The organism is Klebsiella aerogenes KCTC 2190, from assembly GCF_000215745.1.
In the GTDB taxonomy this organism is placed as follows: domain Bacteria; phylum Pseudomonadota; class Gammaproteobacteria; order Enterobacterales; family Enterobacteriaceae; genus Klebsiella; species Klebsiella aerogenes.
Window position 1 is genome coordinate 1,929,289 of the sequence record NC_015663.1, and the last position, 13,659, is coordinate 1,942,947.

The 13,659-nt window shown below is 50.7% G+C and carries 11 protein-coding genes and 1 pseudogene; 4 read left to right on the forward strand and 8 right to left on the reverse strand.

Annotated features, from left to right (window positions below):
* Positions 1-72: 72 nt before the first annotated feature.
* Complete coding sequence (locus tag EAE_RS09300; RefSeq protein ID WP_015368669.1) at positions 73-1,374, reverse strand: anaerobic C4-dicarboxylate transporter; 1,302 nt, start codon at positions 1,372-1,374, stop codon at positions 73-75.
* A 116-nt stretch (positions 1,375-1,490) separates the two neighbouring features.
* Positions 1,491-2,927, reverse strand: coding sequence for an aspartate ammonia-lyase (aspA, locus tag EAE_RS09305; protein ID WP_015368668.1), 1,437 nt, complete (start codon positions 2,925-2,927; stop codon positions 1,491-1,493).
* A 335-nt stretch (positions 2,928-3,262) separates the two neighbouring features.
* Between aspA and EAE_RS09310 the strand changes: the two genes are divergently transcribed.
* The gene (locus EAE_RS09310) at positions 3,263-3,733 is read left to right on the forward strand and encodes an FxsA family protein (RefSeq protein WP_015368667.1); all 471 of its coding nucleotides are present in this window, start codon (positions 3,263-3,265) and stop codon (positions 3,731-3,733) included.
* Positions 3,734-3,764: 31 nt separating this feature from the next.
* Here EAE_RS09310 and yjeH read toward each other — a convergent pair whose 3' ends face one another.
* Positions 3,765-5,012 (reverse strand): L-methionine/branched-chain amino acid transporter, encoded by a 1,248-nt coding sequence (gene yjeH, locus EAE_RS09315; RefSeq protein ID WP_015368666.1) that lies wholly within the window; start codon positions 5,010-5,012, stop codon positions 3,765-3,767.
* A gap of 231 nt (positions 5,013-5,243) precedes the next feature.
* Here yjeH and EAE_RS09320 point away from each other — a divergent pair, with 231 nt between their 5' ends.
* From EAE_RS09320 to EAE_RS09330, 3 genes are all read left to right on the forward strand, one after another.
* A complete protein-coding gene (locus EAE_RS09320; RefSeq protein ID WP_003855929.1) occupies positions 5,244-5,537 on the forward strand; it encodes a co-chaperone GroES in 294 nt (97 codons plus the stop codon).
* A gap of 37 nt (positions 5,538-5,574) precedes the next feature.
* Positions 5,575-7,221, forward strand: coding sequence for a chaperonin GroEL (gene groL, locus EAE_RS09325; protein WP_015368665.1), 1,647 nt, complete (start codon positions 5,575-5,577; stop codon positions 7,219-7,221).
* A gap of 127 nt (positions 7,222-7,348) precedes the next feature.
* Entirely contained in the window at positions 7,349-7,702 is a 354-nt protein-coding gene (locus EAE_RS09330) for a DUF4156 domain-containing protein (protein ID WP_015368664.1), read from the forward strand.
* A 42-nt stretch (positions 7,703-7,744) separates the two neighbouring features.
* Here the strand turns inward: EAE_RS09330 and yjeJ are convergent, their stop codons facing one another.
* From yjeJ to EAE_RS09355, 5 genes and pseudogenes are all read right to left on the reverse strand, one after another.
* Positions 7,745-8,608 carry a YjeJ family protein gene (yjeJ, locus tag EAE_RS09335; RefSeq protein ID WP_015704146.1) on the reverse strand — a complete coding sequence of 288 codons (864 nt, stop codon included), beginning with the start codon at positions 8,606-8,608 and terminating at the stop codon, positions 7,745-7,747.
* A 10-nt stretch (positions 8,609-8,618) separates the two neighbouring features.
* Complete coding sequence (locus EAE_RS09340; protein WP_015704147.1) at positions 8,619-10,742, reverse strand: peptidase domain-containing ABC transporter; 2,124 nt, start codon at positions 10,740-10,742, stop codon at positions 8,619-8,621.
* Positions 10,735-12,023, reverse strand: a pseudogene (locus tag EAE_RS09345) (HlyD family secretion protein). Before EAE_RS09345 ends, EAE_RS09340 begins: the two are co-directional and overlap by 8 nt.
* A gap of 101 nt (positions 12,024-12,124) precedes the next feature.
* A complete protein-coding gene (locus EAE_RS09350; protein WP_015704148.1) occupies positions 12,125-12,490 on the reverse strand; it encodes a hypothetical protein in 366 nt (121 codons plus the stop codon).
* 131 nt (positions 12,491-12,621) lie between these two features.
* On the reverse strand, positions 12,622-13,638 hold the full coding sequence (locus tag EAE_RS09355) for a fimbrial protein (RefSeq protein WP_015704149.1): 1,017 nt from the start codon (positions 13,636-13,638) through the stop codon (positions 12,622-12,624).
* Between the last annotated feature and the right edge of the window lie 21 nt (positions 13,639-13,659).

The window sequence follows — 13,659 nt, forward strand, 5'->3', positions numbered from 1 at the left end:
CACTATAGCATGCATGATGCGGGGAGATTAACCAAAGGGGCCAGTTACTTTACTGGCCCCTTTTTAACGATCTTACAGCATGAGGCCGCCGAAGATGAATCCAAGGATCACGCAAAGCGTAATGGCGATGACGCCCGGGATCAGGAAGGCGTGGTTAAAGACATATTTGCCGATACGCGTGGAGCCAGTGTCGTCCATTTCGACCGCGGCCAGCAGGGTCGGATAGGTTGGCAGCACGAACAGCGCTGAGACCGCGGCGAATGAGGCAATTGCCGTCAGCGGGGTGACACCGAGCAGCAGCGCGGCTGGCATCAACGCCTTGGTAGTGGCGGCCTGTGAATAGAGCAGCGTAGCGGCGAAGAACAGCACTACCGCCAGCAGCCACGGATAGTTGTGCAGCAGATCGCCCGCTACCGTCTGGATATCGGCAATGTGCGCTTTGACGAAGGTATCTCCAAGCCAGGCGACGCCGAGCACGCAGACGCAGGCGCTCATCCCGGACTTAAAGGTGCTGGCGTTCAGCACTTCGCCAGTGTCGATCTTACAGGTGATGCTAATCAGCGTGGCGATGGTCAGCATGAAGACTACGATCGCTTCGTTACGCGGCAGTACCGGGTTCTGGATCAGGCCGACGGTGTCGCTGATGGCAGTAGCGTAGAACATGACCGCGACGATGCCGACGAGGAACAGCAGGACGGAGCGTTTAGCGTGCGGCTTCAGTTCGAAGACCTGACTGCCGCGCAGGCTCACTTCCCCTTTTGCCAGCCGTTCCTGGTAGACCGGGTCGTCTTTCAGCTCGCAGCCGAGGAAGTTACAGACCACGGCGGTCAGCATGACGGCAATCAGGGTAACCGGCAGGCAGATCGCCAGCAGCGTCAGGTAGCTGACGCCAAGCGGTTCGAGAATACCGGCAAAGAAGACCACTGCCGCGGAGATCGGCGAGGCGGTAATCGCAATCTGCGAAGCGACAACGGCGATGGAGAGTGGGCGGGAAGGGCGAATACCCTGCTCTTTCGCCACTTCGGTAATCACTGGCAGGGTAGAGAACGCGGTATGACCGGTGCCTGCCAGCACGGTCATAAACCAGGTGACCAGCGGCGCCAGGAAGGTAATGTACTTGGGATGGCGGCGTAGCATACGTTCGGCGAGGCTGACCAGATAATCCATCCCTCCGGCGACCTGCATCGCGGCGATTGCGGCGATAACCGCCATGATGATTTCAATGACGTCAAAGGGGATTGCGCCGGGTGGAATTTGAAAAATTAAGGTTAAGACGAGGACGCCGAGGCCACCGGCAAAGCCGATACCAATGCCCCCGAGTCGGGCCCCCAAATAGATTGCCAGCAGGACAACCACGAGCTCTGCACCAAACATATATGCCTTCCTTGTTTTTTAACAAGTTGATATTGAATTGTTGTCGTTTCGTAAACCCAAAAAAGCAAAAAGGCATGTCATCACTGACATGCCTTTGGTTAGTTTACCCTGAAAGCTTACTGTTCGCTTTCATCGGTATACCGTTTTGCTTTATAAGCCGGATGCATCAGGTTTTGCGGGGAGAAAATGTCATCCAGTTCGGCTTCGGTCAGCAGCCCGCGTTCCAGTACCACTTCACGTACGCTCTTACCGGTTTCGGCGCAAATCTTGCCGACGATATCGCCATTGTGGTGGCCGATGAACGGGTTGAGGTAGGTCACGATACCGATGGAGTTGTAGACGTAGCTTTCGCATACCGCTTTGTTGGCGGTAATGCCGTTCACGCATTTTTCCAGCAGGTTGTAGCAGGCGTTAGTCAGGATATGGATAGATTCAAACATCGCCTGGCCAATCACCGGCTCCATAACGTTCAACTGCAGCTGACCGGCTTCAGAGGCCATGGTTACGGTAGTATCGTTGCCGATAACTTTGAAGCACACCTGGTTAACCACTTCCGGCACCACCGGGTTAACTTTTGCCGGCATGATAGAGGAACCGGCCTGCAGCTCTGGCAGGTTGATTTCGTTGAGGCCTGCGCGCGGCCCGGAAGAGAGCAGGCGCAGGTCGTTACAAATCTTGGACAGTTTGACCGCCAGGCGTTTCAGCGAACTGTGAACCATCACATATGCGCCGCAGTCAGAAGTCGCTTCAATCAGGTCTTCCGCCGGAACGACCGGCAGGTTGCTGACTTCCGCCAGTTTCTGTACCGCCAGCTGCTGGTAGCCGTCAGGGGTGTTCAGGCGAGTCCCGATAGCGGTCGCGCCGAGGTTCACTTCCAGCAGCAGTTCTGCGGTACGCAGAATGCTTTTGGTTTCTTCGTTCAGCAGAACGTTAAAAGCGTGGAATTCCTGGCCGAGGGTCATCGGCACCGCATCCTGTAACTGCGTGCGGCCCATTTTCAGGATGTCCTGGAACTCGACGGCTTTCGCCTGGAAGCCTTCGCCCAACTGTTTGATGGCATCGATTAATTTGAGAATCGAAGCATAGACCGCGATGCGGAAACCGGTTGGGTAGGCGTCGTTGGTGGACTGGCATTTGTTGACGTGGTCATTAGGGTTGAGGAACTGGTATTCACCTTTCTGGTGGCCCATCAGTTCCAGACCGATATTCGCCAGCACTTCGTTGGTGTTCATGTTGACGGAAGTGCCCGCGCCGCCCTGGAACACATCAACCGGGAACTGGTCCATGCATTTACCGTTGTTCAGCACCTCATCGCATGCGGCGACAATGGTGTTCGCTACGCTTTTAGGAATGGTTTGCAGTTCCTTGTTAGCCAGCGCGGCGGCCTTCTTCACCATCACCATGCCCCGAACAAACTCAGGGATGTCGCTAATCTTGTTGTTGCTGATGTAGAAGTTTTCAATCGCTCTCAGAGTATGAACGCCATAGTATGCGTCAGCTGGAACTTCCCTGGTGCCCAACAGATCTTCTTCGATACGAATGTTGTTTAACATGTGAACCTTCTTTTTCAAGCTGCCAATGAATTCACCAAATACACAGAATTTATAGGATTTAGCGTATTTTCAGACCGAAGATTATTTCCTTAACCGGCCCGGTGCCCACGATCATATGCTGATGATAGCGAAGTTCAGTAACCTTGATCACTTATTATATAGCGCGGCGGATAAGAATTATTAATCTGTGAAATGAGTCACCGCTTTACTATTTTTGAAAAAAATGCCGTTACCGTTGATTGAAAAATGGCGCGCCAACCCCACATTCCTATGACGCGAATAGCAAATTTATCACTACGGGCGTCTGCGACGACGGCCGAATGAAGGAGACGCCGGTGCGTTGGATCCCATTTATTGCCTTTTTCTTATACGTTTACGTCGAGATCTCGATCTTTATTCAGGTCGCGCACGTGCTTGGCGTGCTGCTGACGCTGATTCTGGTTATCTTTAGCTCGGTGGTGGGGATGTCGCTGGTGCGCAACCAGGGCTTCAAAAACCTGATGCTGATGCAGCAGAAAATGGCGGCTGGCGAAAGCCCTGCCGCAGAAATGATCAAAAGCGTGTCGCTGATTATCGCCGGGCTGCTGCTGTTGATCCCGGGCTTCTTTACCGACTTCCTCGGCCTGCTGCTGCTGTTGCCGCCGGTGCAAAAGCTGATGACTTTAAAACTGATGCCGTATCTGCGCTTTAGCCGGATGCCGGGCGGCGGTTTTAGCGCTGGCGCCGGCAACGGAGACACCTTCGAAGGGGAGTTCCAGCGCAAAGACGACGAACGCGACCGTCTGGATCACAAAGACGACCGCTAAAACGACAAAACCGGCCTGCGCCGGTTTTTTGTTATCGGCTTGCTGAGGATGACCGTGCAGGTAAGGCGAACCACAGCACCGCCAGCATAATAATGGCGTACAAGCTCTTCCAGCCGACCATTGCCAATAGCAAAACGCAGAGCACGCTGCCCACAATGGCCAGCACGCGGTATTTACCGTGCAGGAGTCGGCATCCCGCCAGCATGCACAGCAGATAAATCATGATGAAAATGCCGTTGGCATAGACGATCAGCGCATCGAGATTAATGTTCAGCCAGTAAATGCACAGCGTACTGAGTACGCAGCAGCCTAAGACCGCATTCAGCGCATTGCGCGGTACCTGACGCGGCGACAGGCGGGCCAGATAACCTTCCGGCTTGAACTGCGCCTGCGACCAGACCAGGCGGGCAAAACTTTGGATATAGATATTGAGGCTGGCGAAGCAGGCGAGATAGCCGATCACGCAGGCGACCCACAGCGCCTGCACGCCGAACAGCCGTACCACGATGTTTGGCAGCGAGGCCGCCGCCGCCATTTCCGCACCGAAGGCGCGAAAATGCAGTACCACCACGGTACAGCCCCAATAAACGGTTCCTGCCAGCAATAAGCCAATCATCAGCGCTCGGGGGAAGTCGCGCTCCGGACGTTTAAACTCTGATGCCAGATGAGCAAAGGCTTCAAGGCCGACGAAGCACCAGAACATTACCGATAGGGCAGCAAACAGCTGCGACGTGTCGACATCTTTAGGTTCCGGGAAAGGGATCTGCGCCGGGTTTATGCCGCCGCGCCACCAGATAGCGACGATCAGCGCGACAATCATTACCGCGACCAGCGTCTGTAGATTGGCGCTGGAACTGGCGCCGCGCGAGCCCACCCACCAGACGATCGCCAGCGTGCCGAGCTCGGCAAGCAGCAGTTGAGTATCGTGCCAGCCAAACAACGCCTGGCCAAACCCGGTAGCAATATGGAGGGCGGCGGGTAAACCCACCGGGATGACTGATAAAAACAGCCAACCGGTTACCCGCGCCAGACGCGGGCCAAACGCCATATCCACAAAATGAGCCACGCCGCCAGCGCTGGGAAAGTGGCGCCCAAGCACGGCAAACACGATAGCGATGGGAAAGACCAGGAGAATCAGCGCTGGCCACGCCCACAGGCTGTTATCGCCAGCGACCAGCGCCGCCAGCGCCGGTACGGCGAACACGCCGGTTCCCAGTAGTGATGTTGAAAGTAACCCGACTCCCTGACCTAACCCCAGCTCCTGTTTTAAACCACTCATGACTCAATCCTGCGCGCGGCAAAAAAACGATGTTATCACAACCCTTTGCGCCAGATAGCGCAGCCGCCGCGGGAATATTTTTGCGCGTCAGCGCACAGGCGGAAATTTTTTTTTAATTTTCCCCTTGAAGCCGTAAATGGCCATCCCCATCTCTCTCTGCACTAGTCGGAAACCGTTTACGGCCCGGCGCCATCCATAACTGATAATGACTTTCTCGAAGGAGAGCTATCAATGAGTATTCGTCCGTTACATGATCGTGTGATCGTCAAACGTAAAGAAGTTGAAACCAAATCTGCAGGCGGCATCGTTCTGACCGGTTCTGCGGCAGCTAAATCAACTCGTGGCGAAATCATCGCTGTCGGTAAAGGCCGCATCCTGGAAAACGGAACTGTGCAGCCGCTGGACGTTAAAGTTGGTGACATCGTGATTTTCAACGATGGTTACGGCGTGAAGTCTGAGAAGATCGACAACGAAGAAGTGCTGATCATGTCCGAAAGCGACATCCTGGCAATTGTTGAAGCGTAATTCGCACGACCCTGAACGAATTTGAGGAATAAAAGAAATGGCAGCAAAAGACGTAAAATTCGGTAACGACGCTCGTGTAAAAATGCTGCGCGGCGTAAACGTACTGGCAGATGCAGTTAAAGTCACCCTGGGCCCGAAAGGCCGTAACGTTGTTCTGGACAAATCCTTCGGCGCGCCGACCATCACTAAAGATGGCGTTTCCGTTGCTCGTGAAATCGAACTGGAAGACAAATTCGAAAACATGGGCGCGCAGATGGTGAAAGAAGTTGCCTCTAAAGCGAACGACGCTGCAGGCGACGGTACCACCACCGCAACCGTACTGGCTCAGGCTATCGTTAACGAAGGCCTGAAAGCCGTTGCCGCGGGCATGAACCCGATGGATCTGAAACGTGGTATCGACAAAGCTGTCGTTGCCGCTGTGGAAGAACTGAAAGCGCTGTCCGTACCGTGCTCTGACTCTAAAGCCATTGCTCAGGTTGGTACTATCTCCGCTAACTCCGACGAAACCGTAGGTAAACTGATCGCTGAAGCGATGGATAAAGTCGGTAAAGAAGGCGTTATCACCGTTGAAGACGGTACCGGTCTGGAAGACGAACTGGACGTCGTTGAAGGTATGCAGTTCGACCGCGGCTACCTGTCCCCTTACTTCATCAACAAGCCGGATACCGGCGCTGTTGAACTGGAAAGCCCGTTCATCCTGCTGGCTGACAAAAAAATCTCCAACATCCGCGAAATGCTGCCGGTTCTGGAAGCCGTAGCGAAAGCTGGCAAACCGCTGGTTATCATCGCTGAAGACGTTGAAGGCGAAGCGCTGGCGACCCTGGTTGTTAACACCATGCGCGGCATCGTGAAAGTTGCAGCGGTTAAAGCGCCGGGCTTCGGCGACCGTCGTAAAGCTATGCTGCAGGACATCGCGACCCTGACTGGCGGTACCGTTATCTCTGAAGAGATCGGTATGGAGCTGGAAAAAGCGACTCTGGAAGACCTGGGTCAGGCTAAACGCGTTGTTATCAATAAAGACACCACCACCATCATCGATGGCGTTGGCGAAGAAGCCGCAATTCAGGGCCGCGTTGCTCAGATCCGTAAGCAGATCGAAGAAGCGACCTCTGATTACGACCGTGAAAAACTGCAGGAGCGCGTGGCTAAACTGGCCGGCGGCGTTGCGGTAATCAAAGTCGGTGCTGCTACCGAAGTTGAAATGAAAGAGAAAAAAGCGCGCGTTGACGATGCCCTGCACGCGACCCGTGCTGCGGTTGAAGAAGGCGTGGTAGCTGGCGGCGGCGTAGCGCTGGTCCGCGTGGCGGCGAAAATCGCTGGCCTGACCGGTCAGAACGAAGATCAGAACGTCGGTATCAAAGTTGCGCTGCGCGCAATGGAAGCGCCGCTGCGTCAGATCGTTTCCAACGCAGGTGAAGAGCCGTCTGTTGTTGCCAACAACGTGAAAGCAGGCGACGGTAACTACGGTTACAACGCGGCTACCGAAGAGTACGGCAACATGATCGACTTCGGTATCCTGGATCCGACTAAAGTCACCCGTTCTGCGCTGCAGTACGCGGCATCCGTTGCTGGTCTGATGATCACCACCGAGTGCATGGTGACCGACCTGCCGAAAGGTGACGCGCCTGACTTAGGTGCTGCTGGCGGCATGGGCGGCATGGGCGGTATGGGCGGCATGATGTAATCGTGCGCTATACGGCATAAAAATGCAGAAACCCCCGGTCAGAAATGGCTGGGGGTTTTTCTTTTTGCTGGCTTTTTAGTATAAGGTTTACATCCGGGCCAGTGCGTCCAGCTCATTGGGGAATAACATGCAGGTAAAATATTTAGCAGGGATTGTCGGCGCAGCATTATTGTTAGCGGGTTGCAGTTCCAGCAACGAATTAACCGCAGGCGGCCAGAGCGTGCGTTTTGTTGAAGATAAACCGGGAACGGAATGCCAGCTGTTAGGGACGGCTACCGGTACGCAAAGCAACTGGCTGTCCGGGCAGAATGGCGATGAAGGCGGCTCGATGCGCGGCGCGGCGAATGCGCTGCGTAACCAGGCGGCGGCCATGGGCGGTAACGTCATTTATGGCGTGAGCAGCCCGACGCAAAATCTGCTGTCGAGCTTTGTCCCGACCGATAGCCAGATGAACGGCCAGGTTTATAAGTGCCCGAACTGATGCGTTAAGCACTCTCTGCCTGCGCAGAGAGTGCTTAACAATTTATGCCTCAAGCGCTGCTTTGGTAGCCACGTAGAATTCACGCAGCGACAGCATACATTCATCTCTGGTTAGCATTTGTCCCGGGGCGGATGGAATTACCTTACTGAAGATTTGATACGGCGTATGCTGGCTGTGGACCTGTTTTAGCTTCTGGCTCTTTTCAAGCAGACGCAGCACGATACTCTTTTCAAAATCTGACTGATGCGCGGCGCTGGTTTTAATCACCGCACCGGAGAGTACTTTTTTACCCTCCTCCTGCTCGTAGCTGTATAACACGGCCAGATGGTGGCTAAACAAATTCAGCTTCCACTCTTCCTGAGGATATTGCTGGTACTCGATATTGGGTTGGCTGGTTAAATCGACGGTATACAACAGCACGAAATCCAACGCTAGCGCCAGATACTCGTTTAATTTCGTATCCGCAACCATTTTGAGCGATTGATTGATGCCCATAATCAGCGCTTCCACCTGGCGGTCATCAATTCGTAACGTTGTGATTTGCTCGTTTTGCAGCATCAGGATCAGCGTTGACTCATTTACCCCCGGTTTCAACGTGATCGACATGATCCGCAGCTCCGGATTCGGGTTTTGTACCTCTGCCATATCGACTGCTGGGGTATTGGCGATGAGCTCATTATTGTAGGCAATAAGTTCCTCTTTCAGCGTATCGTCGCTTTGCTGCAAGCGCTGTAAGAAAACAGACATTCGAGTTGTCAGGACCATGAGCAAGTCAGCCAGCGCCGGCGCCTGTAAATAGAATGTCCGACACAGGCCATTCTGGTTTTGTACTTTCAGCAGCAGTGCCATGAAATGGTCTTCATAGGTAATTCCGGCGGTGTTAAAACCAATAAACGTTCCTTGCATGTTCTTCTCCTTACGCTGGCATTGGTATTTTTGATTGCGACAAATCAATAACCCGATCGGCAGAGGCGATGGTTGACGGGCGGTGGGCAACGATGACGCGGGTAATACTGAGCCCTGAAATCGATTGGTTGATAACAGACTCATTTCTTAAATCAAGATGGCTGGTGGCCTCATCCATAAACAGAATGCTCGGTTTACGGTAAAGCGCTCGGGCAATCAAAATACGTTGCTTTTGGCCCCCGGAAATCCCCAGGCCCAACTCACCAACGATGGTTTCATAGCCCATCGGCATTTTCATAATTTCGTCGTGAATGTTGCAGCGTTTGGCGCATTCGACGACAAAATCCAGATCGGCGTTGTCTTCAAAGCCGCTGATATTATCAATAAGCGAACCGGAAAAGAGCCTGTCCTCCTGCAATACGCAGGCGGTTCCCTGGCGATAGTTATTTAAACCTATTTTCTGGATATCGAGATTATCGGCAAACACATCGCCGCTGGTGGGGGAGAGCAGCCCGCACATCACTTTCAATAGCGTGGTCTTACCGACGCCGGACGGGCCGACCAGCGCGACGGATTCGCCGGGCTCAACGGTGATGTTCAGGTTTGAGAAAATCGGCTGCGAAAAGGGATCGTATTGATAGCTGAGGTTTCTGACTTCAAGCCTGGCGCCGGCATCTTTCGAAAAGACGTCCCGTGATGGCAACTCTTGCTCGGGTTCGCTGAAGACGATTTCAGAAAGACGTTCGTTATGCAGCGAGAGCATGCGCAGCTGCATGGTAAGATCAACCAGGCTGGATGCGCGCTGGGAGAACTGGCCCCGGTAGGCGTTAAAAGCCATAAACATACCGAGGGTCATTTCATTATCAATAACCATAATGGCGCCCAGCCACAGTACCGCAACCTGATCGATGGCGGTAATAAAGGTATTGATACCGCTAAACATCATGTCGAAACGGGTCTGTTTGATCCCCGCATTACAGGCGTCGATGTTAATATTCAGCCAGTGCTGAGAGCGGCGTTCTTTCAGGTTCAGCGCTTTGATGGTCGAAATACCGTATAGCGACTCCATAAAGTGTGAACTGGAGCGCGCGCCTTTGATTACCTGTTCTTCAGCAACGCGGCGATAGAAGCGATAAGTTCCCAGACGCATAAGGGCGTAACATAAGGTAAAGCCAACGACGACCCATGTTAGCCAACCGCCGTACAGGGTGAGCATAATCAGCAGGCCGATCGTCATGATCGAGTCGATAATGCCGCTGACGATGCTATTAGTGAACGTGGAGCGAATGGTATCCAGCGAAGAGAAACGGGACTGAATATCCCCCAGATGACGTTTTTCGAAAAATGCCAGCGGCAGGCTGGCCAAATGATCGAATAGAGTGGTTTTCCACTGAATATTGGTTAGCGTGTTGAGCGTCAGTGAAGTCCATGCGCGCAGCATACTGATAAAGGTGCGGAAGAGGGTAAAGAAGACCAGACCAATACAGATAACCGAGAGCAGGCTTTGATCGTGGGCCATGATCACGTGGTCAGTGACCAACTGCGTGCCTATTGGCAACAGTAGTCCAATCGCTTCAACGACGACGGAAAAGGCGAAAATTTTCAGCAGCGCTGATTTTAAGCCAACAATATTACGCATCAGATCTAACAAACGTAGGCGAGATTTGGCTTTTTCCTGCTGGAAGTTCTGATCGGGCCATAACTCTAACGCGATGCCGGTAAAGTTGTTCGACATTTCCTGAATGCCGATAATGCGTTTACCCAGCGCCGGGTCGTGAACCATAAAGCTAGATTTGCGTACTTTGGTGAGCACGACGTAGTGGTTCATTCCCCAGTGGATAACGCAGGGCAGCTTTAATTGTCTGATTTCATCAAGATCGAGCGACAGCGCGCGGCTTTTTAAGCCAGCATGTTCTGCCGTTTTGCTCAATGACATCAACGTTACCCCCTGGGAGGGGCTGCCAAAGCGTTGACGGAAATTGAACAGATCAATATCGAGACCATAATGGCCGCAAACCATTGCCAGACAGGCAATGCCACACTCGGCGGCTTCCGATTGCAGTATTACCGGCGTCTTTCTCAATATCGAAAAATTAACTTTCGCCGTAATTTTTTCAAACAGTTCATTAGTCATGAATCGGGCCGCTCACGCTTTGAGTAATCTTATAAACTGGAGTAAACATCCACATGTAGAGAGGGCGTTCTTCAAGGAAGACAACAGCCTGTGCTTTAAGCCCATTGGAAAGGCTTAGCTTTTTCCCGTCATATTCGAACTGTTTATCTTTAATTTTGACAATCGCTTTATACAGCGCCAGTTCTTGTTGCTGATTGGTACCGTTACTGACGTTGGTGTATTCAGACATTTCTTGCCGTGACGCCGGCATTGATGATATGGATATAATTTTTCCTGGGAATTGACCAAATTTATCCGATGGGAAGGCATCATAGCGAATATTGATGGTATCTCCCGTTTTTAAATACGGAATGGTATTGTTGGGTAGCCACAGAATGAGATAATACTCAACGTTTCCGGTCGGTTTTATCTGGGCCAGGCTACTTCCATTATCAACGGTTTGCCCTTGGGTAGCCGACAGTGACTCAATCCTGCCATCGCTGGTCGATTTGATAATAATATTACCGTTAGCATTAGATTCCACTAACTGATTTTTATAATCATTGGCCTGGTTGTATTGACTGGAAATTTGGTTGTCAAAATCAGCAGCTTTAGTGATTATATCGCTATTAAGTTGTGTAATTTGCGATTCGAGTTGCATTTTTTGGCTAACTAAAGACTGGTAGGCACTCTGCTGCTGAAAGTATAAAGAGTGCTGATAGTTATACTGATCTTTTGTTATCAGGCCGTTGCTAAGGTATTTATCGTAGCTGGAAAGGTTATCATGCATTTTCTTCAGGCCTACCTGGGTGTTGACCAGCATACGGTTGGTCTCCTTCAGGGAGGCAGTGGTAGTTTTTAACTGCGCATTCAGCGCATTTAACGTCTGGTTTTTATTATCTTCCAGTTTTTTAATAATATCTTCAGAGTTGGCGATTTTTTCATTGATAACTTCTATCTGTGCCGCGCTAACATTGCCACTGGTGGTGCTGCGGGAAACATCAATCTCGTATAGCGGTTGGTTTTTTTTACGACGTCACCAATTTTTACGAATTGCTTGACGATAAACCCCTGCTGTGGCGCAAAGACGTTAATTGAGTGAGGCAGGGTAATGACTTCGCCTTTAACATCGACACGCTGGGTAAACTTGCAAAATATCAATGCGCAGATAAGCGCAATGAGAAATAATGCCGACAATAAGGCGATTAACCAGGCGGGTAAGCCAGCGAGCAACAAGGCTTTCCCTTTCCAGTGATGCCTTTTGTATTCGATCGCTTCCTTGCGATAGAGATTTTTATTCATATTGATAAGTTATATTTACTTTGGCTTGGATTGGATATAAAACAAAGGCCTAAAGGCCTTTGTTTATTGTATGGAACTTTTTCCAACGCGCGAAATTATTATCAAGATCCCGGTGCAAAGGTACCATCAAGGGCACTATCTATAAATTCCTGGAAAATAGCCATTGACTTGTCCCAACCGAATGCGACGGCTCCAGCAGCTCCGGTAATAGCACCAAGAACAAAGCCAACAACAGCCCCTACAGCATTACCAAGTAGGCCAAGTCCCAAAATACCACCATTATGACCGCCTTGAACACCACCAATCCACGTGCCGACGGCTGACACAATAATGGCACCTAATGTTCCAATAGCAAGAGCCTCTACCGCATTGCTAGCTAGTGAAGTGATAGTGGAGGTAACTGATGAGAAATCCCAAGTGTAACCACCGGAGATCTCTTCCATTTCAAATACAGTTAATTCCTTCATATTTATTCCTTTAAATTAATATTATTACTAGTTGGCCTAATTATAGGACGGAAGAAAATGTAAATGAGGTTTGTAGTTTTAACAACTCAACAGACATGAATTCATGTAGAATTCATGTCTGTTTGAGGATTTTATTGTTCCTGAATAACTACTTCTAACATTGCTTTAACTCTACCATTTGTAATGTCGTCAACACTATTGCTTTTGCGATAGTAATCAGCGGTGAGATTGATCACCTGCGATGTTGCGGCACTATTAAAACTGTAGCTATCCATATCATAAAAGACTAACGGGGTGCCAGTTTGTTTGAAAATGATACCAACATTTTTGGCGCCAGAATCGTCGGTTATCATATTATCAATGATACCATCGCCAGATGTGCTCGCGGTGCCTATCGGATTAAACCAGTACATTAAAGTATTCCCGATGGAACCTGCAGGGCAGGTAATGGTTAATAAGAAATTCTTTTGCTCTGGCGTGACGCCGCCGCGGGAGACCGACATTAGCGTGCTTTTTTTAATCCGGCCGAGCGTTATTTGTGAACTGGATGGTGATATGTCACATGAGGTTGCCTGATATTTGGTGTTTTTTAGCTTGATATTGGTTGTATATAATAGTTTGTCATTACTTCCAGGGTTGGTGGTAGGATTGCCGACAGAGAAACTTATTGATGGGTTTGAGTCCGAACCTGAAGTATCAATGACCTGCTTGGTTTTGATAAACCACACGGTAATGAATTTATAGTAATTATCTGACGTATTTTCAAATGGTACTAGTACTGAGCCCGCGACAGCAGGCACTAATGCGCCATTTTTGCTTTCCAGAAGATCGGATATCTGGAATCCAATACCGTCAATTCCGGTTTCATATACTGGCTTTCCCTGTATTCCTGTAACGCCAGCTACTTCTGGTGTACTGATGGTAGTTATATACTGATCGTTAGTTTTTTGGCTACATGAGAAGTTTTTATAGTTACCAGTGCCGTATTTAGCCGAATATAATATGCTTCCCACTGGAATTGAGTCGTCTGTCGGTATTTTTGCTCTAATAGTAAATGCTTGCCGCTGGATGCTGCCTGAGTAACTACATTTTGCAGTCGCCTCACCGCAGATAACTAAAAGCATTAATAGAATAAACATTCTCTTCATCAATATTCGTCCTTAAATAAT